The following is a 25,346-nucleotide window of genomic DNA, read 5'->3' as shown; positions in this document are numbered from 1 at the left end:
TTGACGAATAGGCCGTTTCCTTAAACAGGGACGGTCTATTTCTTTTTCCTGTAGTATCAGTGATCTGCTGCCTGGACCTTTTAAAACTTTGACAAAAATAAAGAAATGCAATACTATATTCTTTGTTAATCGTAATAATTACTAATAAATAAAAGCAGATATGACAGGAGAATTCCATGGGTCAACAGAAAAACAAATCAAAGATGCTGCCAAAATCAAAGGGAATCGATGCCGCATCTGTATATAGTCCAGCTGAGTGCAGAAGAAAGGTAAAGCATATCGTACTGAACGAAGCGAATGCCAAGATTGTTGAGGAGTTTTTGCAGATTCAACAAATGCAGGATAAATTTGAAGCTGCTGATGTACCGATGCCGAATAAGATCGTGATGTTCGGACCTCCGGGTACAGGTAAAACGCTGACTGCTTTTTATATTGCTGAACGATTGAATCTGCCGCTCATCATGGTTCGCTTGGATGCGATCATTCACAGTCATTTGGGGGAAACAGGCAGTAATTTGCGAAAAATATTTGAATATGCCAAATCTACTTCATGTGTGCTGTTCTTGGATGAGGTGGATGCTATAGCTAGAGCCAGAGATTCAATTGATGAAGTTAAAGAGATGGCTCGCGTTGTTAATACTCTGCTCCAGTGCCTGGACGAATTTGATGGCTCCAGTATATTTGTAGCTGCCACCAATCTTCAAGCTGAACTTGATCACGCCATTTGGCGCAGATTTGATACGCGGATGCACTATGATCTGCCTGAGGAGACGGAGTGCAGGAGTTATATATCTAAGTTAATGGGGAATGAGGCTGTGGAGTCCAATTTAATTGATGACGCTGCTCAGTTGTTAAAGGGCTGCAGCTTTGCAGATATGGAGCAGGTGATGATCAAAGCAAGACGAAAAGTAATCATTGAAGAGAGCAGCATGGATTACACGAAGATAAAAAATGCATTTAATGACTATTTTCCGAACACGATGGTCCAATAAAGCAAGAGTCATAGAACTGATCAACAATATTCTTTTTCGTCTTAGGTTGACAGGAGAGAAAGAATGTAATAAAGTGTTTTTAGTTAATCGTAATAATTACGAATAAATAACATGCAAAGAAAGAGAGGATCATGATGCAAAAAGGAATCCACCCAAACTACCAAACGGTCATTTTCTTGGATGCAAGTGCAGACTACAAGTTTCTCAGTGGCTCTACTAAGACTTCATCAGAGTTCATGGAATGGGAGGACGGCAACAGCTATCCCGTCATTCGTGTCGATTCAAGCTCAGCGTCCCATCCGTTCTTTACAGGAAGACAAAAGAATACGGAAATTGGCGGGCGTGTTGATAAATTCAAACAGAGACTTAAGCATAAAAAGTAAAAATTTATTATAAAGGGACGTGAAACGTAATGAGAGTAATTGTGACTTTGGCTTGCACTGAGACAGGTGATCGGAATTATACAACGACGAAGAACAAACGGAATCACCCCGAAAGATTAGAGATGAAAAAATACAGCCCGAGATTAAAAAGATATACGCTGCATCGTGAAACTCGTTAATTCTAAGAATTGCAATATGTCTGATATAGGGTGTTGAATAAAAGTTCGAAAGAAGGTTGTTTCGTTGGCAAAGAAATCCAAAGTAGTGAAGGAACTAAAGAGACAGCAAATGGTTCAAAAATATGCGGATAAACCCAGGGAGTTAAAAGAAAAGGGAGATTATGAAGCACTGCAGAAGCTGCCGAGAGATTCTTCACCAACAAGACTCCATAATCGTTGTGCAGTCAGCGGAAGACCACGAGGATATATTAGTAAATTTGGTGTGTCCCGAATTGTATTCCGAGAACTGGCGCACAAGGGTCAGATCCCTGGAGTAAAGAAATCCAGCTGGTAACCTTGTAATGGATACTCTATAAGGCTTCCTTACTTATATGGAAGCCTTATTGTACTAAGTGGTGATTTTAATACTTCCATCTATTTGTTATTCAATCCAGAAATTACATTTGAAAGGGAGCTGTACAATGGATCTGCAAAACGTTACGAACGATGGCAGAATACCCGTTACTGTACTAAGTGGTTACTTAGGTGCTGGAAAGACAACAATCATGAATCACGTGCTAAACAATCGAGAGGGTCTTAGAGTAGCAGTCATCGTTAATGACTTGGGCGAGGTCAATATCGATGCTGATTTGATACGAGATGGAGGCGGCTTATCTCGAACAGATGAGAAATTGGTTGAGATGTCTAATGGCTGTATCTGCTGTACGCTGCGTGAAGATCTTCTTGTCGAAGTGGAACGTCTTGCTAAAGAACAAAAGTTTGATTACATATTAATAGAATCAACCGGGATCGGAGAGCCCGTACCCGTAGCTCAAACTTTCAGCTATGTAGATGAAGAGAACGGCATAGATCTAACTAAATATACTCGCCTTGATACGATGGTTACGGTGGTGGATGCTGCACAGTTCTGGATCGATTTTAATTCTAAAGAATCTTTAAAAGACCGCGGTCAGGCAGTCGGTGAAGAAGATCAACGTGGGATTGTACACTTATTAACGGATCAGGTCGAATTCTGTGACGTACTGATTCTTAATAAGATAGATCTTATTACAGAAGAAGAATTGATTCGTCTTGAGAAGGCATTAACTGCCTTACAGCCCGAGGCGAAGCTGATTCATGCAGTACAAGGACGTGTAGATCCACAAGATATTCTAAATACACGCCGATTCAACTTCGATAAAGCAAGTCAGTCTGCGGGCTGGATTAAAGAAATGTTAAAGGAAGAACACGTACCTGAGACAGAAGAATACGGAATTCACTCCTTTGTGTATAAACGCAAGGTCCCCTTTCATCCGGAAAGGCTGCTTCGCTGGATATCTAAATATCCTTCGACGATTGTTCGATCCAAGGGACTGGTGTGGTTAGCTACCCGCAATAATCTAGCCTTATCCTTTAGTCATACAGGAACATCGAAACAGCTCTCTCCGGCAGGAGTATGGATTGCTTCGCTGAGCCAGGAAGAGATAGATTTTCATTTTAATGGAAAGATCCCGGAAATTCCTGACTGGGATGATGTATGGGGAGATCGGATTACTAAGCTGGTGTTCATTGGAATGGATATGAATCGCATCGAGATTGAGGAGAGTCTTGATTCAGCATTATTAACTGAAGCTGAGCTTCTTTCTAATTGGAGAGAATTCAAGGATCCATTTCCTAAATTCTAATAAACCTAAGCGAAGTCCTTGAGAGTGTACATACTCAGGGGCTTCTTTTTTATGGAATTCATATAGCTTCACAATATAAATTTAGGATACAATAACTCTACAACAATACATGCAGCAGAAGGAGAATATATGAGCAACATCAATTTAGCGAAAGCCTACACGATACGCAAGATCGAAGAAGGACCTTATGATCAGGTTATTGCCTTTGTCATGAGAATAAGGAAGGAAGTATTCCCTATGCTGTCATCGGAACAGCTTCCACAGGACTTGGATCAATTCGAACAGTATTATGTGTATAGAAAGAATGCTGCATTCTTTGCTGCTATATCCGAGGACGGAACTGTGCTGGGTACGATTGGAATCTGTCCCTATGATGGAAGGCTTAAGCAGATCGAAGGAATGTATGACTTAACTACAACCGCTGAGGTCGTTAAGTGTTACACGGACTCTACTTGTCGGCGTTCTGGTATTGGTACGGCGTTATTCGAAGCAGCGGTCTCTTTTAGCCGGGAATCGGGTTATGAAACATTGTATTTGCATACGCATGCTTTCTTACCTGGGGCTATTCCTTTTTGGACAGCAAAAGGCTTCAAGGGCAGATTGGCTGAAGATGATCCTGTGTGGCAGACGCTGCATATGGATATGAGACTATAACGAACGATTAAACCTAATGCAGTAAGGATGACTTCTGATTCATCGGAGGTTGTCTTTTTTTATTTCTGCACACATATTAAACCGGATTATGTAACTATCCGTTATTTATTGCGTTCTTACATAGAGGTACCATTTGGGGCATCGACTCCAAACATGCACTTGGAAGGTGAACGACAAGCGGAGGGAGCTTGAATATGAAAAATAAGAGCTATATCTATTTGTGTATTGGATTTCTGTTTATATTAATGCATTTTCAAATTCAATTAGCCAATGGAACTATAAATTTTGATATTCTACCTGATATTATTGGCTATGGATTATTTGCAATAGGCTTACACCAGCTGCGACATGAACATGAGCAATTTAGAATGGCGAAAAATTTGAACGGGTACCTCCTTGGTCTTTCTATTTTCAACTTGATTGAAGTGGAAGGGGATCCCGAAAGTTTGACAGTTGTTTCCTTTACGGGGCTAATTAGTATAGTCCAATTGATTCTTCTCCTTCGTATGGTTTATCGTATGCTGGAAGGTATTCAGGAAGTTGCCGCAGTGAAGGATCAGAGAGAACTGCTCTATCTCGCTCAAAGTCGCTGGGATCATTTCTTAGCATTTAATATCGTATCCTTGCTCTCTTTTATCATTATGTTTATCCCTGTTGTCAATGTTATATTTATCTTTGGCTTGTTAATATGGATGATCGTTATTGCAATTATGATGATGTCATTTATGTATAAGAGCGCAAAGCTCCTGTAAAGAACACGCAATGTATTGTAAACGATATGAATTATGACCAGATAGTGTTTGCCTTTTTTTGCTATAATGCGGATGGCCGTAAGAATTCTACGCCGAATGGTGGACTTAGAAACTTAACGGCCGGCTATTACACTTAATATTCTTTCTTCCTACGATTACGAAACATACGAACAACAGCGACGATTACGATAATCCATAATGCAAAACTGAGTAGGGAGAGTACAGGAGCCCCTAAAGAGAAGCCGGCAAACGGATTAAACAATGATCCTATAATTGTACCTAAAGCCAACCCACCGAACAGGCCGCCAAGACCGCCGAATCCTCCTCGTGCAGGTGTTGTTCTTGGTTGGGAGGGGTTATTTACATTATTATCTTGTCTTCCCTGATTGGTTCGATTCGGGTTGCGAATTCCGGGATTATAGCTGCGTCTTGGCGAACGAAAACCCCCTCGTCTAAACGGTTCTATATTACTGCGTTGTTCCATTCGGTTGGATTCTTCAGGTGGATCGGGAGTGGCGCTAATCTCAGCGATTGAAAATCCATTCATAAGTATACAGATAAGGAGCACGAGCATCCATTTTTTCATATATTATCACCTCGACCGTAGTTTACCCCTAATGACATAGAACATTCGAAAAGGAAGGAGGGAGTAACATACCTAAATTTGGTAAAGATAACGACAACAATTTTGATAAATCATCTGTCGTAATTGAAGTAGCCGAGATCATTACTACGAAGGTATATAGGGACAAATTAGAAGCTAACGATGAGGATAAGGAAGTTCAGCGCTCAGACAAACAAATGAAACAGGATATGGACGAAGCTATTCCAAGGATTCGTGAGAGGTACGCCAAAAGAGTGGAAGAGCTCCGAAGACTACGAGAGCAAGAAAATCGATAAATAGGAGTGTCGAACAGGCCGATCGTAGGATCGGCTGCTTTTTTGTGATTTTTTGCTCAAAAATGAACTTTTATAGAATCTCTTATCTATGAAAAGGGGGGGAGACTATGAACATAAGCCGTCTTGTTAGACAAGCTCAAAGGGGGAACAAAGAGGCTTTATTGCAGCTCATCGTAGCCGATCAGGACGCTTATTACCGTCTTGCCTACAAATACATGGGAAATCAGCATGATGCTATGGATGCAATGGAAGATATGATTGTAACTTTATATGAGAAGCTTGATCAGTTACAGAAACGAGAAGCATTTTACAGTTGGAGTAAAACGATACTTGTTAATCATTGCAGATCATTACTCCGAAAAAAAGAAAAATGGATTCTCATGGATGGAGAACAGGAGCCATTGATAGCAAATCTGACTGAAGAAGATCCATACCTTCAATTTGAATCTGAAACGGATCTGAGAGAGCTTCTGTCGAGGCTTAGTCCTCGTCAGCGTGAAGCGATCGAGCTTCGCTATATACATGACCTTCCTTATCAGGCCATCGCAGACATGACCAATACACCGATGGGTACGATCAAGTCCAGAATCTCACAGGGGTTAGTGAAGTTGAAATCAATGATCGGAGGTGATCGTTATGAGAACGATCGAGGAGAGATTACAAGAACACAAGCAGGCCTCGGAGAGAATGCAGGCACCGCCAGAGCTGGAGAGCAGACTTCGTAATGCACTAGATCGAGTGCCGAATAAAAAGAAGAAAAATGAAGCCGTACTGTGGTTTGGGCTATCCGCAGCAGCCTTAGTGCTTATTATCGGAACCTATCAATATCCGGCACTGACTTATTACGGGAACAAAATGTTCAATATGGAGCTGAACGCATCCAGCTTCTCAGAAGCTGCCGAAGAAGGATACGGGCAGGTGGTAAACAAAAGTACAACTCTAGAAGATGGCACTGTGATTACGGTTGAGAGGGTAATAGCCGATGATAATGCATTCACGATGCATTACTCTATTGATCGACCATCAGGATCCGTATATAGTAGTGGTTCATTTCGATACAATGTAGGGAATATTCAAGGCTTCATGACGAATTCGTCTACTATTGGAGGTGGAGGAAATTCCAGTGGAGACGAAAGACAATATGAAGGAGAATATAGTTTTGAGCCAATCAGTCCCTTCTCCAGAACATTAACTGTTACATTTAATGAGTGGCTTGAAAATGGTGAATGGGTATCTTATCCAATTTCTTTTAAATTTGACACAGGTAAAGCAATGAAGAGTCTGGTTAAAGAGAAAATTTCTCAATCTGTTGCTGTAGATTCAGGAGTAATGTATTTTGAATCCATTACTGCTACGCCAAGCTCAACCCTTATTAAAGGGCATATTAGAATAGATGAAAAGGAGAAACACTGGTTTTTTGGCAGGACACAGCTCTATGTAAATGGAATGGAAATGAATCCTACAACAACGCAAATCCAATTTAACAAGACTACCGGCTTGAGTGATTTTGAACTTAGATTCGATGCACTGCCAACTGATATGATCAGTAGTATAGAGCTATTAGTTAAAGAATCCAGCGGTTATTATAAAATTCCAGAATCCATCTCTCTTGCCTCACCCTCTGATCAATCCATTAAAGTGGGTAATGAGAAGCTATGGATTCGAAGTGTGAGCAAAACGGACGCAGGATATGATGTTGTAGTGGCCTCCAAGCAATTTACTATTCTGGATAAGGACAATATATTTGCAGAAGCAGGAGGGAGTCAGATTCCTGTGTCATCCATTTCATCTGGGCGTCCTTGGGATTTAGGCAATGGCAATGTTTTGTGGGAACGAACCTATTCCTTAAATACATCAGACCGACCGGAGACGTTACATCTCAATGGATATCATTATATGAAGACATATAATAAGCGTGTAACCATTCCAATTGAATAATGAAGGAAGCTGTAAACTGCACATATGAGAATGATATTGATCGCTATACCCGATAAAGAAACCGTGAGAAGAGTAGTAAGCATTTAAATTAACCGGAACTACCCGAGCCAGTAAAATGATGGCAAAGCCCATCCGATAACACATATCGGATGGGCATATTTTGGCTTCTACTTCTTATTAGTATCCTTTAAAAGCCTTTGCGATGATAACTAACAAAATGAACAATACAAGAATGGCAGCAACGCTGTTGCCATAACCTCCGTTGTAAGCACCGCCAACAGATTCATATCCGCTCATGTAATCCACCTCCTTACTGTTCATGCTATATTCTATGCAATGTTAATGGAGTTGACTGGATATACATCCTTTACGATAAAATATCCTCACATGTCATCGTGCGATAACGCATTTCACTACAAACACGATTGAATACGTGACAGTAGCCTAATTGAGCTTACCTGAATAACCTAGACATATGAAGATTTAGGTCAGGTCTAGGAAAGGATGTTGGTCATGCAAGCGGGTTCTCAAGACATTGAAAAAGGGTGGATTGTGTACACGTCCAACCTTGGTGGAGCTTATGACATTTGGCTATACCAGCTTGATGGAGGTGTGAATTCGAGGTTAACGAATGGACTCGGCATGGAATTCTCTGTCCCTTATTGGGCTCCGGATAACAGCAAAATTGCTTTCATTGGCGTGAATAATGTGGTCTTTGTGCTCGATATCGCGACGCGAGCGATAGCCAGGATCGATCAGATTGAACCTTATACGCTGCTCGATTGGTCACCAGACAGCCGGTCACTTGTTTATGTCAAGAATGGGCGAATTATGATCTATGATACCTTCGCACACCGGAGTTACTTCTTACCAGAGATTGGAGCAAGTGATGTACAGTGGTTCCCTTCCGGTAAAGAGTTCATATTTGCAGCTCCGGACATTAACGGAAATACCCAAATCTACCGTAGTCGGACCGATGGTTCGAATCGGAGACAAATTACGCGGAATACGGGTGGACCGCTTCATCAGCTTCGGATTTCTCCAGATGGCAAATTTGCGCTGTACACTTTCCCGGGTGCAAGCATATCATTGATCTCGGTTGTGAATTTAGAAACCGGGGCTACGAACACTCTTACAGGGGGATCACTTTCCAAAAATTATTACCCTGCCTGGTCTCCGGATTCACAAAACATCGCTTACAGTACAACCGAATATAAGGAGCCTACTTATTATTCGCTCATTCAGATCGACAGTTTCATGGGTAACAATCAAAGGACGATTGCGATATCTAATTGTTTCTCCACACCCGTTGACTGGTCTCCAGACGGTAAGAAAATCGCTTATTTATCGGGTTGTACCAATACAGAAAGTGCGAGTCAGCTCTGGATAGTGGATATCAGTGAGCAGAGGCCGACAAACCTGCTTAACGGAGGCCAAATCACGGCACTTCAGTGGTCCCCTAAGATCCGAAAATCGCCGTATTATACCTTCACAAGCTTCACATACCGTGTTTCCTTTCCATATCCCGCTAACTGGAGCCAGGTGAGTGAGGAGAGATACGAAGGACCCGACGGTTTTTTTCAAATATCCGCTATCTCCGGCAGTGATCATATTTCTGATGTGTGCAGTTCAGAGGCCTATCATCCATTAATGCCCTATGGCTCTTCCCCAATGGTGATCGAAACATATATTCAGCATCAAGAGGCATGCTTTATTTTTCCATCAGCAGATCAGCCTCCCGAAATGAATAAACAAGCAGCCCTTATTGTCAAATACCCACGCCCTGTACGCTGATGTGAATCATATTCGGTCAATTGGCGGAAGATTGATATTTATTTAGTAGTATGTAGCGGAAATCAACTTCTTAAATATGAATGACCGATTGCGACCTCAGGTTTAGTTTAGTAAGAGTGATTTCCGCTATATTCAATATTTACCAGGTCAAGTGATGCAAAAAACGTTACAATATATTCAGAAAACAGTTCTCAAGAGCTACGGTTCGGCTGCTTCATGTATTATGTGTATCGTTGGACTACTCTTAATCTTTTATGGCGTTGATTATTTATAAGGAGGGAGGCGTGGCTCTTGGATCATACCGAAAAAGACACCATCTGTTTATCTTATCTCTGGTCCACTGGGCGTTGGAAAGTCCACGGTCTCCAAGGCTTTGGCTGATACAATGAACCAGTGTGCTCTAATTGAAGGGGATCTACTTCTCCACATATACCGTGGAGATACTGAACCCGAATGGGAGGAGCGCCTTCGAATCGCATGGCTAAATATTACGGCAGTTACAAGGAACTTGATTCAGAACGGAATTCCTGTCGTTATTGATTTTGTCGTCGAAGATGAGCTTGAGTGGTTTCAGGAACAGTTATCTGATCTCGGTGTGGAACTTCACTACGCAGTGCTGCATGCAGAGCCGGATACGCTGAACACACGACTTCAACAGAGAGGGGATGGACAGTACATCGAGCGTTCACTCTTTCTGCGAACCCAATTGATATCTTCTTCTAGCAATCAAGCCTTCCTGTTGGATGCCGGTCATAAGCGTCCAGATGAGCTTGCAAAGGAAATTTTAGAGGATATAAGGTTTCGTCTAACTCATACATAAATTCAAATAAGACGGATTGTAATATGAAGTGCGACACCTAATTTAAAATAAAAAAGGCCCATAGGCCTGATTCGTGTAGAATAAAGTCACCACAACCACATTCACACAGGAGAATCAGTCCATGAGCTACTCACATCTTACCATAATAGAACGAAGTAAACTAGAAGCACTCTCTCAGATCGGATTGTCTGCTCGAGCCATTGCCCGTGAATTGGACCGCCATCACTCTACAATCAGCCGAGAACTAAAACGAAATCACCGTTTAGAAGGTTATCAAGCGGTAGATTCAAATGAGCGGTATCAGCGCCTTCGCCATGCCCGAAGTTCACGCGGAAAATGGACTGAGGTACTTGGTGAAGAGATAGAGAGAAGACTTCAGGAAACATGGTCACCTGAGCAAATTTCAATGAGCTATGTTCAAAAGGATATGCCCATGGTTTCATTCAAAACGATTTACCGGTGGCTGTATGAAGGCCGCTTAACTCGCACTACAGTTCAGCAGTTAAGACATAAAGGTAAGAGACAGAAACCTCAGGAAAAACGAGGCCGCTTCCTTGTAGGCACTTCTATTAAACAACGTCCTAAAGAGATTCGTTCTCGCGAAACCTTCGGCCACTGGGAACTGGATACGGTTGTCTCCAGCCGAGGGAAAAGCAAAGCTTGTGTCGCTACATTTATCGAACGAAAAACACGACTATACACTGCGATTAGCATGCCTGATCGTACCGCACTATCCATGGAAATTGCTGTAGGCGTAGCCGCTGCACAGCACCCAGTGGGTACCTTTCAGAGTGCTACTGTGGACCGCGGTAAAGAGTTCGCATGCTTTCAAAATCTAGAAGAAACACACGGTATGAAGGTGTATTTTGCAGATCCGTATTCTTCTTGGCAAAGAGGTTCCAATGAAAATGGAAATGGTCTCCTACGTGAGTTCTTTCCAAAAGGAAAAGACTTCGCAGAGGTAGGGGATGAAGAGTTAGAACATGCTCTCCATCTCATTAACAACAGACCAAGAAAATGTTTAGGCTGGAAAACAGCCCACGAATCTTTTGAGTATGAAGTGTCGCACTTGGATTGACAATCTGTCAAAATAAAAAAGCAGTAAACTGCACCCTATTGCTGTAGATACCAAACAGTAGAGTTGCAGTTTATTTTTTATCGGAGCAAATATAAAAGAATGTATGGTTGGAACTTTATGTTAAATGTCTCGTATTTAAGCTTGTACATATAATGCTGAATTGACGAGATTGAAGAATGGGAGAGAATATGTTGAAGAAGAATGTTAAGCGAATAGGATTACTCGTTTTCATACTTATGATCGGTAGCATCATACTGAATTTTTACTTGAACTACTTTACGATTGCATATGCACTAATGGGTGTACTGCTGCTGTTCATCTCAGGATGGGGAGCGGTTGTTAAAGTGAAGAATGATGTAAATATGGATACTGATCAGTATAAGAGGAATACATATGAGAATGATATTGATCGCTATACGCGATAAATAAACGTGCGACGAGTAGCAGACATTTGAAGTAACCAGAGCTAGCCGATCCAGCTATATGATGGAAAAGCCCATCCGACATGCAAATCGGATGGGCATATTTTTGCGACTACTACTTATTAATATCCTTTAAATGCCTTTGCAATGATAACTAGCAAAATGAAGAGAACGAGGATCGCAGCAATGCTGTTTCCATCTTTATGAGAACCACCGTTGTAAGTTCCGCCAACATATTCATATCCGCTCATTTACTTCACCTCCTTGCTGGTCATGCTTACATTCTATGCATTTACATTTGAATTGACTGGATAAATGTCCCTACAGTGTAAATATCCTCAAATGACTTAGAGGGGTGACAACTTCACCAATACGTGACAGTAGCCTAATTGAGCTTCACTGAATAATCTAGAACGTACGATGAATCAGGTCTATGAAAGGATGTTGGTCATGCAAGCGGGTTCTCAAGACATTGAAAAAGGGTGGATTGCGTACACGTCCAACCTTGGTGGAGCTTATGACATTTGGCTATACCAGCTTGATGGAGGTGTGAATTCGAGGTTAACGAATGGACTCGGCATGGAATTCTCTGTCCCTTATTGGGCTCCGGACAACAGCAAAATTGCTTTCATTGGCGTGAATAATGTGGTCTTTGTGCTCGATATCGCGACGCGTGCGATAGCCAGGATCGATCAGATTGAACCTTACACACTGCTCGATTGGTCACCAGACAGCCGGTCACTTGTTTATGTCAAGAATGGACGAATTATGATCTATGATACCTTCACACACCGGAGTTACTTCTTACCAGAGATAGGAGCAATTGATGTACAGTGGTTCCCTTCCGGTAAAGAGTTCATATTTGCAGCTCCGGACATTAACGGAAATACCCAAATCTACCGTATTCGGACCGATGGTTCGAATCGGAGACAAATTACGCGGAATACGGGTGGACCGCTTCATCAGCTTCGGATTTCTCCAGATGGCAAATTTGCACTGTACACTTTCCCGGGTGCAAGCATATCATTGATCTCGGTTGTGAATTTAGAAACCGGGGCTACGAACACTCTTGCAGGGGGATCACTTTCTAAAAATTATTTTCCTGCCTGGTCTCCGGATTCACAAAACATCGCTTACAGCACAACCGAATATAAGGAGCCTACTTATTATTCGCTCATCCAGATCGACAGTATCATGGGCAACAATCAAAGGACGATTGCGATATCTAATTGTTTCTCCACACCCGTTGACTGGTCTCCAGACGGTAAGAAAATCGCTTATTTATCGGGTTGTACCAATACAGAAAGTGCGAGTCAGCTCTGGATAGTGGATATCAGTGAGCAGAGGCCGACAAACCTGCTTAACGGAGGCCAAATCACGGCACTTCAGTGGTCCCCTAAGATCCGAAAATCGCCGTATTATACCTTCACAAGCTTCACATACCGTGTTTCCTTTCCATATCCCGCTAACTGGAGCCAGGTGAGTGAGGAGAGATACGAAGGACCCGACGGTTTTTTTCAAATATCCGCTATCTCCGGCAGTGATCATATTTCTGATGTGTGCAGTTCAGAGGCCTATCATCCATTAATGCCCTATGGCTCTTCCCCAATGGTGATCGAAACATATATTCAGCATCAAGAGGCATGCTTTATTTTTCCATCAGCAGATCAGCCTCCCGAAATGAATAAACAAGCAGCCCTTATTGTCAAATACCCACGCCCTGTACGCTGATGTGAATCATATTCGGTCAATTGGCGGAAGATTGATATTTATTTAGTAGTATGTAGCGGAAATCAACTTCTTAAATATGAATGACCGATTGCGACCTCAGGTTTAGTTTAGTAAGAGTGATTTCCGCTATATTCAATATTTACCAGGTCAAGTGATGCAAAAAACGTTACAATATATTCAGAAAACAGTTCTCAAGAGCTACGGTTCGGCTGCTTCATGTATTATGTGTATCGTTGGACTACTCTTAATCTTTTATGGCGTTGAATAATTATAGTGAGGAGGCTAATCCCATGATTCAATTGAAAAAGACACCATCTGTTTATCTCATCTCTGGTCCACTGGGTGTTGGAAAGTCCACTGTCTCCAAGGCTTTGGCTGATACAATGAACCAGTGCGCTCTAATTGAAGGGGATCTCCTTCTCCATATATACCGTGGAGATACTGAACCCGAATGGGAGGAGCGCCTTCGAATCGCATGGCTAAATATTACGGCAGTAGCAAGGAATTTGATTCAGAACGGAATTCATGTCGTTATCGATTTTGTCGTTGAAGATGAGCTCGAGTGGTTTCGCGAGCAGTTATCTGATCTGGGTGTGACTATTCACTACGCAGTGCTGCATGCAGAGCCGGATACGCTTAACACACGACTTCATCAGAGAGGGGATGGACAGTATATCGAGCGTTCACTTTTTCTGCGAAACAAATTAATATCTTCTTCTAGCAATCAACCCTTCCTGTTGGATGCCGGTCATAAGCGTCCAGATGAGCTTGCTCAGGAAATTGTAGAAGATATGAGGTTTCGTCTAAATGAACCCGTTTCATAACTCATACATAAAATTCAAAAGAGCCCTAAGATTTTCAATGTTAGAAAATCTTAGGGCTCTATTTTTAATCAAGCAATATGCTATGAGTTCACTATCTTAGCATTTGAGCAATCAGGGAGAAAATAATGACGATCAAGAACAATAAGGTCATATGATTCAAGGAGAAGATGAACATCTTCTTCGCCCAGCCGGTAATATCTGATTTGCGGTAGCTCACCAAGCTGAAGATAAACCAGGCGAGACTTAAGGCAAAGGCAATTCCGGCAATGTAAGGATTAAACGGCCAAAACAGGGCACTTGATGCGATAAGCAATATCAGATAAAAATTCGTTTGCAGATAAGTCCGCTTGATTCCTTTTACAACAGGCAGCATAGGGACTTTGGCTGCTTTGTACTCGTCCAATCGGCGGATGGCGATCGCATAGAAATGCGGCATTTGCCATATGAGCATCGTCGCAACAAGCGCCCAGATTTCGAAGTGTCCGAGCTCGCTCGAGATAACAGACCATCCAATAAGCGGCGGAACGGCTCCGGAGATACTGCCAACTTCCGTATTGTAAATGGTTGTCCGTTTGGTCCACATTGTGTAAGGCACAACATATAGGAATAATCCGAGAAATCCAAAAAATGCAGCCATCGGTGAGCTTAAATAGAGCAGCAATATACCGAGAGCACTCATCAGGAATCCGAGGATCAGACCTGACTTAGTATCCACTTTGCCTGTGACGGTCGGGCGATCCTTGGTTCGCTGCATAATGGCATCAATATCCCGGTCGTACAGATTGTTAAATGTACCCGCAGAACCGATAACGAGCGAGGAGCCAATAATCGACAAGATAATAGCGCCCAAATGGTCAATAAACGAAACATTGAATACATAGAGCGCCATACTTAGTCCGGCAAACATCGCGATGAGATTTGATTTTATGATTCCTGTCTTAATGGTCGCAAAGAAAACCTGTGGCAGGGATTGAACATCCGCTTGCGCACTTGATCCTGAACTGTTATTAATTGTACTCATAATTCCACTCACTTCTATGATTAAATTAGTATATCTATATAGATTGAACTAAATTTGATCTACTGTCTAGCCTGAATATTACATGTTGCTGTTAAATCTTTAGTTCAACTGTATACAGCATACCAATTTTTAAAGAAAAAATGTTTGTTTGTTAAATATTTAATAATTCATTCAATAAATTGTGAACTTCTTATTAACTTTTTCATAAAGGTATTTTAATATTCAGAAAATGTGTTCTTCCTATGCTATGCATTTTCATACTTTTGTCGATGAATGTCTTTCATTTTTACATAATCTGGATCAGTCTTCGCAATCTCCCATTGGGCTTTAAATATGGCGGCTGCCTCCGCTTTCACAGGATCATTTTGAAAGGGCAGAAGGGAGCCGTCCTCCTTGGCATATTTTCTCCCGCCTTTATGATTTGCATATCTCCTTGCCCGTGTGTAGCCCATCTGCAGAAATTTACGTGCCATGTCCATTCCTACAAAATCCTTCTGCTCCTTATATTGAACAAACATGTCGTATATCTTCTTGGAGGATTCCTTCGCGATTTCTGGTGATTTGAATTTCCAGTGGGGGAGAATCTCACTCTTGTAGGGTTCAACAAGAAGAACACCTTGTTCACCCCGGCCAATCGTATAGAGCTCCGGATGCTGTCTAAGGTCAAGCTCGTCATAATTCAAATCATAGTCGAATGGTTTCATCACAGATCAGATCCTCCTGTTCGCTGAGTATACTTCTATATACCCGGCCTAGAGTCACCTCACCATTTCAAGGAACCTTGTTGCTGCACTGGATATGGGCATATTACGCATAATCATGACGCCTACCTTGGATGGAGGCAGGTTGATATCCAGTTCAATCTCAAATAAGGAGCCTTCCCTCAGTTCTTTGGATACAAATTCACGAGTGACATACGAGATACCTAAACCCCTGCGAGCAAATTCAATAAGCAAGTCCACACTGCCGACTTCAATCTCAGGCTTCAGCTCATATCCGTATCGTTCAAACAGCTCAGTGACGGCCATTCTGGCCCGGCTATTGCGGGAAAATAAGATGACGGGATATTCCATCAGCTCTTCCATAGACAGCTGTACTCCCTTGAGCTCGGCATAATGCTCTCCTGCGACAAAACAATCCTGAAGCTGAATGCTCTCGGATACTTCAATATGAGAATCGACGATTGGCATTCTGACGACACCAAGGTCAATACGGCCTTCTTTGAGGTATGAGATGACCTCTGGTGTGGTTCCATGGTTTAGATGCAGCTTGACACCCGGATACTTAGCGTGATAGTCCTCCAGAAACGGAAGCAGATAGTGTTTGAATAACGAATCGCTGCCCCCTACTCGGAGCTCTCCGCTGTCCAGTTTTTTTAAGGCAGCCATTTTTTCCTCGGCGAGTGAGATCATAATTTGAGACTGTTCGATATATGAAAATAAAATGGTTCCTTCTTGTGTTAGATTAACTCCCTTGGAAGTACGGTAAAAGAGCGTCACGCCAAAGCTCTCCTCGAGCTGCTTAATGGCATGGCTTACGCTAGGCTGGGTAAGGTACAATGCTTTTGCTGCCTGGGTTAAACTCCCTGTTTTGGCGGCCCAATAGAAAACTTTATATAGTTCATAATTATTTGCCATAGATGTGGTCTATATCTCCTCTGAAATATATTAATTACATGTATAACTGTGCTTTGTATTATAGTGTATCTAAGAAATAGATACCAGAGACGATCACAGCAATACGAAATTTTCGGTAACTGTGCACTCTCAGCAGGAAGGAGATAATGGAAGTGAATCCTACAACTTTTGTATTGTTTGGAGCTACAGGCGATTTGGCCAAACGAAAAATATATCCTGCACTTTATCATTTGTTCCTAAACGGAAAGCTGCCGGAGACATTTTCTCTGATTGGACTGGGGAGAAGAAGCTTATCTGATGAAACCTTCCAGGCCCATGTTAAGCAATCTCTTTTTGATTTTTATCGTTTCGAAGTAAAGGAAGATCATACGTTACAAGCATTTCTAAGCTTATTCGGCTTTAATATTTTGAATATTGATAAACAAGAGGATTTTGTTCAATTAAAAGAACGCGTGGAGGCGTGGGAGCAAGGTCATGAAGGCCGTGTGAATCGTTTCTTCTACCTTTCTGTAGGACCCGAGTTCTTCGGAACGATCGCATCCCAAATCGAGAACAGCGGACTTGGTGAAGTTACGGGCTGGAAGAGACTTGTCATTGAGAAACCTTTTGGACATGATCTGGCTTCGGCTCGAGTGCTTAATGCTCAATTAAGCGAGGCATTCGCTGAAGAGGAAATATACAGAATTGACCATTATCTTGGCAAGCCGATGGTTCAGCGTCTTGAAGCATTACAGCAGGCGAACCCGGTAATTCAAGCCTTGTGGAATAATCGCTACATCGCGAACGTTCAGATAACAGCTGATGAAACCGTTGGAGTGGAAGAGCGTGCAGGCTATTATGATCATGTGGGCGCTGTACGGGATATGTTCCAGAATCACATGCTCCAGCTGCTCATGATGCTGGCGATCCAAGTACCTCAGAACAGCACAACAGCGGAAAATGTACGATTGAAGAAGAAAAAAGTGCTTGAAGCGATTGAACCATTGCAGAGACAGGATGTTGCTAAACGCATTGTGCGAGGTCAATACGCTGGAGGAACACTTCATGGCACACCGGTCCAAGGTTATACTTCTGAGCCGGGTATTGCAGCAGACTCGATGAACGATACGTTTATCGCTGCCAAGCTGAACATTGATAACTACTACTGGCGTGGAGTTCCGTTCTATATCCGTACAGGTAAACGTTTGAAATCCAAGCATACACGTATGGTTGTCGAATTCAAAGATCCGATTAAATCACTCGGCAGCGCACAGCAATCCATTACGCCCAATCTGCTGATCTTTGATATTGGTCCAGATGAAGGAATTACACTGCAGCTGAATACGAAGGACCGCGAGCTGAAGGGTGGATTCAAGCCAGTCAACATTGATCTGTACCCTGACCGGACGGAGGCGCCGGAGGCTTATGAGACCCTGATTAACGATGCCCTCATTGGCGACTCCACCTTCTTTGTCCACTGGGATGAAGTGGAGCTCTCATGGAAATGGGTACAACCGATACTTGAGGCTTTTGCTGAGAACGAAGTACCGCTTCATCACTACCCTGCGGGTTCTCATGGTCCGGCAGCAGCGAATGAACTGCTCGCTCAGGACGGTTACCGCTGGTGGTTTGATGAGCCGGATGAGACCTTTGTCGTACATGAAACGGAGAGAGCTGCTGAAGATGAATCCTCAGAAGCTACTCCTGTTGCACAAGTTATTGTAGGATAAATTTTGGGTAAGTTCTGTTCATCTGAATGAATCTCACAATCTTTATATCATATAAGAAGTGAGAGGTGAGATTCATTCGTCTACAGATTATTTTATAGTGTTACCACATCATTATTAATACACATTACAGGAGGCTACACAAATGAAATTCTTTATTGACACAGCGAATGTACAGGATATTAAAACCGCGTATAAAATTGGAGTACTATCTGGAGTAACAACGAATCCATCTTTGGTAGCCAAAGAAGGCGTGAAATTTGAAGATCGAATTGAAGAAATTTTGCAGCTTGTACCTGATGTTGAATCCGTATCTGCGGAAGTAACGCCTGACGCAAAATCGGCAGAAGAGATGATTGAGCAGGCAAATGAGCTCATTAAGATCAACAACAACGACAAGAACATAACGATCAAGCTGCCAATGACGCTCGCAGGTCTTGAAGCATGTCGTTATCTTGCTAATAAAGGTGTCAAAACCAACGTTACATTGATATTCTCAGTAAACCAAGCGCTTCTAGCTGCACGTGCGGGTGCAACTTATGTATCACCATTCCTTGGCCGTCTGGACGATATCTCAGAAGATGGAGTTCAATTGGTATCCAAAGTAGCTGAACTGTTCCGTACACACAGCCTGGATACACAAATTATCGCAGCCTCTGTGCGCCATCCGGATCACGTAACACGTGTTGCTATGGCAGGTGCACATATCGCTACTGTACCTTTCTCTGTTATTGAGCAAATCTCTAAACATCCACTGACAGATCAAGGTCTTGATAAATTTGCAGCGGATTGGCAAAAAAGCGTGAAGTAATCCAAGTAAACTGGAAACAGTAACAGGAGGAGAAGAGATTCGTGAGCAAACAACAAATCGGAGTAGCTGGCCTTGCGGTCATGGGTAAGAATCTAGCCTTAAATATGGAGAGCAAAGGCTTCACTGTAGCTTTATATAATCGTTCGTCTGAGAAGACGAAAGAACTGTTGTCAGAAGCAGAAGGTAAAAATTTTGTAGGCACATACAGTATTGAGGAATTCGTCGCATCCATTGAAACACCGCGTAAGATCATGATGATGGTCAAAGCCGGCGAACCGACGGATGCGCTTATTGAACAGCTTGTACCTCACTTGGAAGAGGGAGATATTCTTATTGATGGTGGAAACGCCTATTTCCCTGATACTGAGCGCAGATATCAAGAGCTCGCAGCCAAAGGACTACGCTTTATCGGAGCTGGTGTTTCCGGCGGCGAAGAAGGAGCACTTAAAGGACCGGCCATTATGCCTGGTGGGCAAAAGGATGCTTATGATCTCGTGGAACCTATTCTTACGGCCATTTCTGCAAAAGTAAATGGAGATCCTTGCTCGACTTATATTGGAGAAGGCGGCTCCGGTCATTATGTGAAGATGGTGCACAATGGTATCGAATATGGGGATATGCAGTTAATCGGTGAGGCATACCACCTCTTGAAGGATGTACTTCATCTGAATACAGATGAGCTGCATGAGATCTTCACAGAGTGGAATCGCGGTGAGCTGGACAGTTACTTGATCGAGATTACAGCGGATATCTTCTCCAAACAAGATCCGGATACAGGTAAGCCGATGGTTGATGTCATTCTGGATGCTGCTGGTCAGAAGGGTACCGGTAAATGGACAAGTCAGAGCTCTCTTGACCTGGGGGTTCCGCTCTCCATCGTAACTGAATCTGTATTTGCACGCTTCCTGTCGGCAATGAAGGAAGAACGCGTACAGGCCAGTAAGATTCTAAGCGGTCCTGATACCAAGCCTTATGATGGTGACGCAAAAGAATTTATCGAAGCCGTTCGTAAAGCTTTGTATGCGAGTAAGATTGCTTCTTACGCCCAAGGATTTGCACAGCTTCGATCCGCATCAGATGAGTACAACTGGAATCTGAATTTCGGAAGCATTGCCATGATCTTTAGAGGAGGCTGCATTATCCGTGCCCGTTTCCTCGAGAATATCAAGGAAGCTTATGACAAGAATCCGGAGCTCAAAAATCTGCTGCTGGATGATTACTTCGGCTGGGTCGTGAACAACTATCAGGAAGCTTGGAGAAAAGTAGTTTCTATTGCCGTTCAGTATGGCATTCCGGTTCCTGCGTTCGCTTCTGCTCTCGCCTACTATGACAGCTATCGTACTGAGCGTCTTCCGGCGAACTTGCTGCAGGCTCAGCGCGATTACTTCGGCGCGCATACGTTCAAACGTGTGGATAAGGAAGGAACCTTCCATTACCAATGGATGGAGTCCGCTGACAAGGTTCTGGAGACGAAATAGAACTGCAATATAAAAGATGATTCGAATGATCAGAGTGCTCATGACTGCCGTTAGGTAGTCATGAGCACTTTTTTTAATAGTAGCAATTCACACAGTGTTCAATCCTCTTCCGCATATAGGAGGTTATAATACAATGTAGACAACCTCATGGATCGTGAGGGAATGAGGAGGAACATTTCAGGTGTATGCAGGTGTATTTTTTGCGATAGGTATTATTGTAGTAATATTGATAGGCAGAGTCGTATTTGAGAAGATGACGAAGGAACCGGATCCTGACAAGCATGATCATGATGATAAATAAATTTTCTAGATGAATATAATACTTTTTTGTCGAAATTTGCTATGATGAGGGAGAATAACACTTCATATAACATGGGGAGGGGAAGTATGGGCAAGAAAGTGGCAGTATTAGGTGGAGGCGTGGCTGGTCTAACGGCAGCACATGAGCTCGTCGATCGCGGTTTTGAAGTTGAGGTGTACGAATTCAAGGAGATTCCAGGGGGAAAAGCACGCAGCATGCCTTATTCCGGTTCTGCTGTAGGGGATCGTTCGGATCTTCCAGGAGAGCACGGATTTCGGTTATTTCCGAAGTTCTATAGACATGTCATTGACTCGATGAAGAAAATCCCTTATGAGAATGGGAAGATGGTATACGATAATTTGGTGGAAGTGCCCCGTCTGGATATTTCTACAGAGACACATCCACTCGTTCCACTCGTGACCGAGATGAAATTCTCACTTGATGATCTCCGTGATTTAATCAAATTGTTATTTGATAATGGACTAGGCTTAACAGAAGCTGATCTGGAACAATATACATCCAAGCTATGGCAGGTCATGACCAGCTGTGATGAGAGACGAGAGAATGAATATCAAGACATACCTTGGTGGGATTTCATTGAAGCAGACAAATATTCTCCAGCCTTCCGCAAAGTGTTCGGCAATATAACGAAGACACTGGTCGCCTGCAAGTCCACTAAAGCGAATACCAAAACGGTAGGTACAGTTGCGGCACAGATGACGCTGGATATTTTGACCCCAGGCTTATCGTTTGTACGCATACTGGATGGACCTACGAACAATCGCTGGATCGACGCCTGGGTTCATTATATCGAGAGCAAAGGTGCCAGCTACGAAACTGAGGCGCAAGTGAAGGAATTCCATTATGAGAACGGTCATATCACCGGAGTATCGGTAGTGAAGAATGGAGAGAGCCGCACGATCACAGCTGATTACTATGTAGCTGCGTTTCCGGTAGAGATCATGTCAGATTTTATTACGAACGAAATGGCAACGGCTCATCATGAATTAGGGAACATCCGTCTGCTGTCGAAGTCCATCGACTGGATGAACGGAATTCAATTTTATTTGAAGGAAGACGTCCCTGTGGCCCCTGGTCATGTGATGTACTTTGATTCACCATGGTCATTAACCTCCATATCGCAGGCCCAGTTCTGGGATGGCTTCGATTGGAGCAATTATGGAGACGGACAAGTTAAAGGCGTCTTGTCAGTAGATATATCCGATTGGGAAACCGAAGGAATACATATTCGCAAACCGGCTATGGATTGTACACCGGAGGAGATTAAAGAAGAGGTATGGGAGCAGCTAAAGAGGGGATTGAATGTAGGCAGCACCATTTTACGTGATGAAGTGCTGCATTCATGGTTCCTGGATACAGATATACATTTCGAGAATCCGCATCATACGGTGAATCTGGAGCCCCTATTAATCAATGAGGTAGGAACTTGGGAACTGCGCCCGAATGCGTATACCTCCATTCCGAATTTATTCCTCGCCTCCGACTATGTTAAGACCAACACGGATCTTGCTACGATGGAAGGTGCTAATGAAGCAGGGAGAAGAGCGGTGAATGCCATTCTTCATGCAGCAGGCTCTAGTCAGAAGCAGTGCAAGATTTGGGAGATGTATGAATATGATCTTCTTGGTGTCGATTATTTGGCACCATGGCATGCACATGACCGTCACCGCTATCACAAGGGACTTCCTTGGGACGGTAAAATCTAATCGATAATTCCCCAAAGCATCGTCTTGTAAAAGACGGTGTTTTTTTGTGCTTAAATTTAGCATCTTCAAGTTTAAAGAACGATCTTTAACTAATCTTTAGATTGGCTTGAACGTAACTTTAACCGATTCTAGTAAGATCATAAGTACCAAGTGAGGAACCTAAATATAGAAAGGAAGATTACGATGCATACCCAATCAATTCCTGTGACAAAAGTTATCGTCAGATTGGCGAAGGGGGAGGAAACGTTTGTTGCTGTCAGTAACGATTCGGGTTCTACCGAATACGACTGGAGAGTTGAGCCGGGTTCTCCCATAACGGTTACCAGTGAGGTATATGCCTCTGTTCCCGTTAAAGATAATGCATCATTATCTCCTTCCGTTCTGCATGTATTTACCCTAAGGCTTGAACAAGAATTGACTGGAGAGTGGATCGAGCGAATTGAGCTGATCTCTCCGGCACAAGGCGAGACGATTCGAGTGATTGAAGTCCATATTGGAGCTGTTCATCATGGTTAATCCGGTGCTTAATCGAGATGAGGCGATGCGGTGGGGAAACATGATCAAGGCTTTATATATAGCAGATGAAGGAGCTTTCGATGAGGGGACTTCTGCAAAAATCCCTTGTCCTTCCAATTGGTGCATCATTGCGAATATTACACTTGAGCCTTCCCAATTCCAATGTCATTCGGAACAATATATCGGTTATATTGTTCAGTCGGTCACCGATCCGTCCATCCGGGCGATCCTATTCCGTGGGACAGCTGCGCTGCTTAAATGGGCAGAGCATTTCGATTTTTTCCTGCTGTCCTATACTGAACCAGGCGGAATCGGCAAGGTGGAGGAAGGATTGGCGAGGATGTACCGTTCCTTGAAGGTATGCTGTACGTCGACAAATAAAGTGCAGATGCTCACATCCTACCTTGAGGAAATGAATGCTTCTCATTTGACCGTGGCAGGCCATAGTCTCGGGGGTGCATTAGCTAAGCTCACTGCTTTTGCAGCCGCTTTTTACAATATAGATACAGAGGTTTACACTTTCGGTTCACCCATGGTGGGGGATCGGGTATTCACAGAGACATATGAACAGGCTGTTCCTCGTACGTTTCGTATATATAATGTGCCAGATATTGTTCCGAAGCTGCCGAGCTACGAGCTGGGGTACGTTCATCCGGAATCAGGATATCAAATGAATTCCTTGAACAATCCCGTGATTGGACGTGGAATTACCGATTACCACAAGCTTGATACATATCTGTCATGTATTGCTCAATTCAAGTTAGAGCACGATCAGAATAAAGAAAGAGTTGGATGATATGCACAATTTATTCCCGGATAATCATAAACGTAGAGCTAGGTGGATTGAGCTGTATACCGATATAGAATCCCTGCTTCCCCAAATGAAGGAAAAGTATAAGCATTTCAAGGAATTAAACGATGAACTACATGATAAACTGGGCCTGCTGTATACAGAGCATGACTGTGCTCCACATGCAGAGCTCCATGATATATGGAAGGTGTCTGAATTGACACAAGGTGCTGCGGCGAGCAGTACACTGCTGAGGATATCCAGCCTAATGATGTGTACGGCTGCAGTGTTCAGCTCAATTCAGCTGTTTGCTCCTGAAGCTGCAGCTGCAGTACAGCGCATCGGAACCGGATTATTTGATTCGGCTTGGGCAGCGGGGATCGCTGGCTCAGCCTTCGGCGCGGAGGGGAGTGCCGTTATGACTGCAGGCGCGCTGACAGCTGGTGCTGTTGTAACGATTGCGGCGGCTGGAATCCGTGCTGCACAGCAGATGGCGGTAAGAAATAAACTGCGCAAAAATATTCATCATCTGAATCAAATTCGAGCAATGAAGCTATTGACCTTGAATCGACTAGATATCATCATTCGCTCTATGCACTACATAAAGTGTGAATTAGACCAAATGCAGGACAGAGGGGATGCCGTTACTCGGGTCACATTGCAGCAGATGGTCATGAATTTTGTAGAACCTGCTGTAACCAAAGCAAACGCACTTCAGCTGTCAGATGCGGTGCTTCAATTGGATCAGATGGACCAAGCTCGTGCCTCATGGACGAAGGACGATGTGGTCCCTACAGCTTCACCTAAACCTCAGCGTTTTTTTCAAATTGATCAGGTTCCGATACAAACCCTACCCTTAATTCCGGCAGATCTAAAGGCACTGAGCCTGACTTCACCTGACAGCCTTGAACCCAAAGAGGTCTATCCTGTCTTAAGATCCAATAGCTGTACCTATTGGCCGCTCAGCTACGCAGATCATCGAATGGGGATGGCTATTGTCGTGTATGACTCTGAGGGGAATTTGATTAAACGGTGGGACAAGATCGGCGCGAGATATATTGTTGACATCATGGCCAATCCGACGAATCAAGCGATGATCTTCAGAGGAGAATCCAATCATTATTTTTCGATGTCATGGTCAGAACTGGGGGCAATGTAGATAGAGGAATTTTGTCGAATAATGGAAGAAAACTTCTTCTCACTGACAACGCTTTTACGTATAATGAAC

The 25,346-nt window shown here is 43.1% G+C and carries 28 protein-coding genes; 22 read left to right on the top strand and 6 right to left on the bottom strand.

The window, feature by feature from the left end; genetic code table 11:
- The first annotated feature begins 176 nt into the window (after window positions 1–176).
- The 7 genes from PUW25_RS14300 (at window position 177) to PUW25_RS14270 (ending at window position 4,624) form a co-directional block, all read left to right on the top strand.
- On the top strand, window positions 177–992 hold the full coding sequence (locus PUW25_RS14300; protein ID WP_047910339.1) for an AAA family ATPase: 816 nt from the start codon (window positions 177–179) through the stop codon (window positions 990–992).
- A 134-nt stretch (window positions 993–1,126) separates the two neighbouring features.
- Entirely contained in the window at window positions 1,127–1,375 is a 249-nt protein-coding gene (locus tag PUW25_RS14295; protein WP_047910338.1) for a type B 50S ribosomal protein L31, read from the top strand.
- Between the two features lie 29 nt (window positions 1,376–1,404).
- On the top strand, window positions 1,405–1,554 hold the full coding sequence (gene rpmG / locus PUW25_RS14290) for a 50S ribosomal protein L33 (protein ID WP_076313791.1): 150 nt from the start codon (window positions 1,405–1,407) through the stop codon (window positions 1,552–1,554).
- 64 nt (window positions 1,555–1,618) lie between these two features.
- Window positions 1,619–1,888 (top strand): 30S ribosomal protein S14, encoded by a 270-nt coding sequence (gene rpsN, locus PUW25_RS14285; protein ID WP_047910337.1) that lies wholly within the window; start codon window positions 1,619–1,621, stop codon window positions 1,886–1,888.
- Window positions 1,889–2,015: 127 nt separating this feature from the next.
- Window positions 2,016–3,218, top strand: a complete 1,203-nt coding sequence (locus PUW25_RS14280; protein ID WP_047910336.1) for a GTP-binding protein — start codon at window positions 2,016–2,018, stop codon at window positions 3,216–3,218.
- Between the two features lie 129 nt (window positions 3,219–3,347).
- Complete coding sequence (locus PUW25_RS14275; protein WP_047910335.1) at window positions 3,348–3,872, top strand: GNAT family N-acetyltransferase; 525 nt, start codon at window positions 3,348–3,350, stop codon at window positions 3,870–3,872.
- A 194-nt stretch (window positions 3,873–4,066) separates the two neighbouring features.
- Window positions 4,067–4,624 carry a hypothetical protein gene (locus PUW25_RS14270; protein WP_047910334.1) on the top strand — a complete coding sequence of 186 codons (558 nt, stop codon included), beginning with the start codon at window positions 4,067–4,069 and terminating at the stop codon, window positions 4,622–4,624.
- 133 nt (window positions 4,625–4,757) lie between these two features.
- Here the strand turns inward: PUW25_RS14270 and PUW25_RS14265 are convergent, their stop codons facing one another.
- The gene (locus PUW25_RS14265; RefSeq protein WP_047910333.1) at window positions 4,758–5,210 is read right to left on the bottom strand and encodes a hypothetical protein; all 453 of its coding nucleotides are present in this window, start codon (window positions 5,208–5,210) and stop codon (window positions 4,758–4,760) included.
- A 421-nt stretch (window positions 5,211–5,631) separates the two neighbouring features.
- Between PUW25_RS14265 and PUW25_RS14260 the strand changes: the two genes are divergently transcribed.
- Window positions 5,632–6,249, top strand: coding sequence for an RNA polymerase sigma factor (locus PUW25_RS14260; RefSeq protein WP_047910332.1), 618 nt, complete (start codon window positions 5,632–5,634; stop codon window positions 6,247–6,249).
- A complete protein-coding gene (locus PUW25_RS14255) occupies window positions 6,161–7,462 on the top strand; it encodes a DUF4179 domain-containing protein (RefSeq protein WP_047910331.1) in 1,302 nt (433 codons plus the stop codon). The genes PUW25_RS14260 and PUW25_RS14255 overlap by 89 nt, the downstream gene beginning before the upstream one ends.
- Window positions 7,463–7,639: 177 nt before the next feature.
- On the opposite strand, the gene PUW25_RS14250 is transcribed toward PUW25_RS14255, so the two are convergent.
- The gene (locus PUW25_RS14250) at window positions 7,640–7,759 is read right to left on the bottom strand and encodes a YjcZ family sporulation protein (protein ID WP_152557642.1); all 120 of its coding nucleotides are present in this window, start codon (window positions 7,757–7,759) and stop codon (window positions 7,640–7,642) included.
- Window positions 7,760–7,975: 216 nt separating this feature from the next.
- Here PUW25_RS14250 and PUW25_RS14245 point away from each other — a divergent pair, with 216 nt between their 5' ends.
- The 4 genes from PUW25_RS14245 (at window position 7,976) to PUW25_RS14230 (ending at window position 11,579) form a co-directional block, all read left to right on the top strand.
- Window positions 7,976–9,256, top strand: a complete 1,281-nt coding sequence (locus tag PUW25_RS14245) for a TolB-like translocation protein (protein WP_274337233.1) — start codon at window positions 7,976–7,978, stop codon at window positions 9,254–9,256.
- Between the two features lie 295 nt (window positions 9,257–9,551).
- Window positions 9,552–10,076: a P-loop nucleotide/nucleoside kinase family protein gene (locus PUW25_RS14240; RefSeq protein WP_337999950.1), complete on the top strand. Its 525-nt coding sequence runs from the start codon at window positions 9,552–9,554 to the stop codon at window positions 10,074–10,076.
- Window positions 10,077–10,197: 121 nt separating this feature from the next.
- The gene (locus PUW25_RS14235; protein WP_274337161.1) at window positions 10,198–11,154 is read left to right on the top strand and encodes an IS30 family transposase; all 957 of its coding nucleotides are present in this window, start codon (window positions 10,198–10,200) and stop codon (window positions 11,152–11,154) included.
- A gap of 188 nt (window positions 11,155–11,342) precedes the next feature.
- The gene (locus PUW25_RS14230) at window positions 11,343–11,579 is read left to right on the top strand and encodes a hypothetical protein (RefSeq protein ID WP_274337232.1); all 237 of its coding nucleotides are present in this window, start codon (window positions 11,343–11,345) and stop codon (window positions 11,577–11,579) included.
- A 119-nt stretch (window positions 11,580–11,698) separates the two neighbouring features.
- On the opposite strand, the gene PUW25_RS14225 is transcribed toward PUW25_RS14230, so the two are convergent.
- Window positions 11,699–11,827: a sporulation protein YjcZ gene (locus PUW25_RS14225; RefSeq protein ID WP_143042106.1), complete on the bottom strand. Its 129-nt coding sequence runs from the start codon at window positions 11,825–11,827 to the stop codon at window positions 11,699–11,701.
- A 199-nt stretch (window positions 11,828–12,026) separates the two neighbouring features.
- Between PUW25_RS14225 and PUW25_RS14220 the strand changes: the two genes are divergently transcribed.
- Complete coding sequence (locus tag PUW25_RS14220; protein WP_274337231.1) at window positions 12,027–13,307, top strand: TolB-like translocation protein; 1,281 nt, start codon at window positions 12,027–12,029, stop codon at window positions 13,305–13,307.
- 290 nt (window positions 13,308–13,597) lie between these two features.
- Window positions 13,598–14,131: a P-loop nucleotide/nucleoside kinase family protein gene (locus PUW25_RS14215; RefSeq protein ID WP_193745985.1), complete on the top strand. Its 534-nt coding sequence runs from the start codon at window positions 13,598–13,600 to the stop codon at window positions 14,129–14,131.
- Window positions 14,132–14,222: 91 nt separating this feature from the next.
- Here PUW25_RS14215 and cyoE read toward each other — a convergent pair whose 3' ends face one another.
- The 3 genes from cyoE to PUW25_RS14200 all read right to left on the bottom strand — a co-directional run bounded on the left by cyoE (window position 14,223) and on the right by PUW25_RS14200 (window position 16,789).
- Window positions 14,223–15,152, bottom strand: a complete 930-nt coding sequence (gene cyoE / locus PUW25_RS14210; protein ID WP_047910330.1) for a heme o synthase — start codon at window positions 15,150–15,152, stop codon at window positions 14,223–14,225.
- Between the two features lie 245 nt (window positions 15,153–15,397).
- Window positions 15,398–15,856: a DUF4385 domain-containing protein gene (locus PUW25_RS14205; RefSeq protein WP_193746001.1), complete on the bottom strand. Its 459-nt coding sequence runs from the start codon at window positions 15,854–15,856 to the stop codon at window positions 15,398–15,400.
- Between the two features lie 54 nt (window positions 15,857–15,910).
- Window positions 15,911–16,789 carry a LysR family transcriptional regulator gene (locus PUW25_RS14200; RefSeq protein ID WP_047910328.1) on the bottom strand — a complete coding sequence of 293 codons (879 nt, stop codon included), beginning with the start codon at window positions 16,787–16,789 and terminating at the stop codon, window positions 15,911–15,913.
- A gap of 152 nt (window positions 16,790–16,941) precedes the next feature.
- On the opposite strand from PUW25_RS14200, the gene zwf reads away from it, so the two are divergent.
- From zwf to PUW25_RS14165, 7 genes are all read left to right on the top strand, one after another.
- Window positions 16,942–18,498, top strand: coding sequence for a glucose-6-phosphate dehydrogenase (gene zwf / locus PUW25_RS14195; protein WP_047910704.1), 1,557 nt, complete (start codon window positions 16,942–16,944; stop codon window positions 18,496–18,498).
- Window positions 18,499–18,640: 142 nt separating this feature from the next.
- On the top strand, window positions 18,641–19,306 hold the full coding sequence (fsa, locus tag PUW25_RS14190; RefSeq protein WP_047910327.1) for a fructose-6-phosphate aldolase: 666 nt from the start codon (window positions 18,641–18,643) through the stop codon (window positions 19,304–19,306).
- 41 nt (window positions 19,307–19,347) lie between these two features.
- Window positions 19,348–20,784 (top strand): NADP-dependent phosphogluconate dehydrogenase, encoded by a 1,437-nt coding sequence (gndA, locus tag PUW25_RS14185; protein ID WP_047910326.1) that lies wholly within the window; start codon window positions 19,348–19,350, stop codon window positions 20,782–20,784.
- A 387-nt stretch (window positions 20,785–21,171) separates the two neighbouring features.
- Window positions 21,172–22,812: a hydroxysqualene dehydroxylase gene (locus PUW25_RS14180; RefSeq protein ID WP_047910325.1), complete on the top strand. Its 1,641-nt coding sequence runs from the start codon at window positions 21,172–21,174 to the stop codon at window positions 22,810–22,812.
- Between the two features lie 183 nt (window positions 22,813–22,995).
- Entirely contained in the window at window positions 22,996–23,328 is a 333-nt protein-coding gene (locus PUW25_RS14175) for a hypothetical protein (RefSeq protein WP_047910324.1), read from the top strand.
- Window positions 23,321–24,124 carry a lipase family protein gene (locus PUW25_RS14170; RefSeq protein WP_052511730.1) on the top strand — a complete coding sequence of 268 codons (804 nt, stop codon included), beginning with the start codon at window positions 23,321–23,323 and terminating at the stop codon, window positions 24,122–24,124. Before PUW25_RS14175 ends, PUW25_RS14170 begins: the two co-directional genes overlap by 8 nt.
- A 1-nt stretch (window position 24,125) precedes the next feature.
- Entirely contained in the window at window positions 24,126–25,277 is a 1,152-nt protein-coding gene (locus tag PUW25_RS14165) for a hypothetical protein (protein ID WP_047910323.1), read from the top strand.
- Window positions 25,278–25,346 lie beyond the last annotated feature (69 nt).

It is taken from the genome of Paenibacillus urinalis (assembly GCF_028747985.1).
GTDB lineage: Bacteria > Bacillota > Bacilli > Paenibacillales > Paenibacillaceae > Paenibacillus > Paenibacillus urinalis.
This window is presented reverse-complemented; position numbering and strand designations above follow the sequence as displayed.

Bases quoted from the DNA above. Each gene is read 5' to 3' on its own strand.
- PUW25_RS14215 (WP_193745985.1), top strand. From the start codon at position 13,598: ATGATTCAATTGAAAAAGACACCATCTGTTTATCTCATCTCTGGTCCA.
- PUW25_RS14205 (WP_193746001.1), bottom strand. From the start codon at position 15,856: ATGAAACCATTCGACTATGATTTGAATTATGACGAGCTTGACCTTAGA.
- PUW25_RS14200 (WP_047910328.1), bottom strand. From the start codon at position 16,789: ATGGCAAATAATTATGAACTATATAAAGTTTTCTATTGGGCCGCCAAA.
- PUW25_RS14220 (WP_274337231.1), top strand. From the start codon at position 12,027: ATGCAAGCGGGTTCTCAAGACATTGAAAAAGGGTGGATTGCGTACACG.
- cyoE (WP_047910330.1), bottom strand. From the start codon at position 15,152: ATGAGTACAATTAATAACAGTTCAGGATCAAGTGCGCAAGCGGATGTT.
- PUW25_RS14175 (WP_047910324.1), top strand. From the start codon at position 22,996: ATGCATACCCAATCAATTCCTGTGACAAAAGTTATCGTCAGATTGGCG.
- rpmG (WP_076313791.1), top strand. From the start codon at position 1,405: ATGAGAGTAATTGTGACTTTGGCTTGCACTGAGACAGGTGATCGGAAT.
- PUW25_RS14230 (WP_274337232.1), top strand. From the start codon at position 11,343: ATGTTGAAGAAGAATGTTAAGCGAATAGGATTACTCGTTTTCATACTT.
- PUW25_RS14280 (WP_047910336.1), top strand. From the start codon at position 2,016: ATGGATCTGCAAAACGTTACGAACGATGGCAGAATACCCGTTACTGTA.
- PUW25_RS14235 (WP_274337161.1), top strand. From the start codon at position 10,198: ATGAGCTACTCACATCTTACCATAATAGAACGAAGTAAACTAGAAGCA.
- PUW25_RS14170 (WP_052511730.1), top strand. From the start codon at position 23,321: ATGGTTAATCCGGTGCTTAATCGAGATGAGGCGATGCGGTGGGGAAAC.
- PUW25_RS14225 (WP_143042106.1), bottom strand. From the start codon at position 11,827: ATGAGCGGATATGAATATGTTGGCGGAACTTACAACGGTGGTTCTCAT.
- PUW25_RS14265 (WP_047910333.1), bottom strand. From the start codon at position 5,210: ATGAAAAAATGGATGCTCGTGCTCCTTATCTGTATACTTATGAATGGA.
- PUW25_RS14260 (WP_047910332.1), top strand. From the start codon at position 5,632: ATGAACATAAGCCGTCTTGTTAGACAAGCTCAAAGGGGGAACAAAGAG.
- PUW25_RS14165 (WP_047910323.1), top strand. From the start codon at position 24,126: ATGCACAATTTATTCCCGGATAATCATAAACGTAGAGCTAGGTGGATT.
- PUW25_RS14245 (WP_274337233.1), top strand. From the start codon at position 7,976: ATGCAAGCGGGTTCTCAAGACATTGAAAAAGGGTGGATTGTGTACACG.
- PUW25_RS14250 (WP_152557642.1), bottom strand. From the start codon at position 7,759: ATGAGCGGATATGAATCTGTTGGCGGTGCTTACAACGGAGGTTATGGC.
- PUW25_RS14180 (WP_047910325.1), top strand. From the start codon at position 21,172: ATGGGCAAGAAAGTGGCAGTATTAGGTGGAGGCGTGGCTGGTCTAACG.
- PUW25_RS14270 (WP_047910334.1), top strand. From the start codon at position 4,067: ATGAAAAATAAGAGCTATATCTATTTGTGTATTGGATTTCTGTTTATA.
- fsa (WP_047910327.1), top strand. From the start codon at position 18,641: ATGAAATTCTTTATTGACACAGCGAATGTACAGGATATTAAAACCGCG.
- PUW25_RS14255 (WP_047910331.1), top strand. From the start codon at position 6,161: ATGAGAACGATCGAGGAGAGATTACAAGAACACAAGCAGGCCTCGGAG.
- PUW25_RS14300 (WP_047910339.1), top strand. From the start codon at position 177: ATGGGTCAACAGAAAAACAAATCAAAGATGCTGCCAAAATCAAAGGGA.
- PUW25_RS14295 (WP_047910338.1), top strand. From the start codon at position 1,127: ATGCAAAAAGGAATCCACCCAAACTACCAAACGGTCATTTTCTTGGAT.
- PUW25_RS14275 (WP_047910335.1), top strand. From the start codon at position 3,348: ATGAGCAACATCAATTTAGCGAAAGCCTACACGATACGCAAGATCGAA.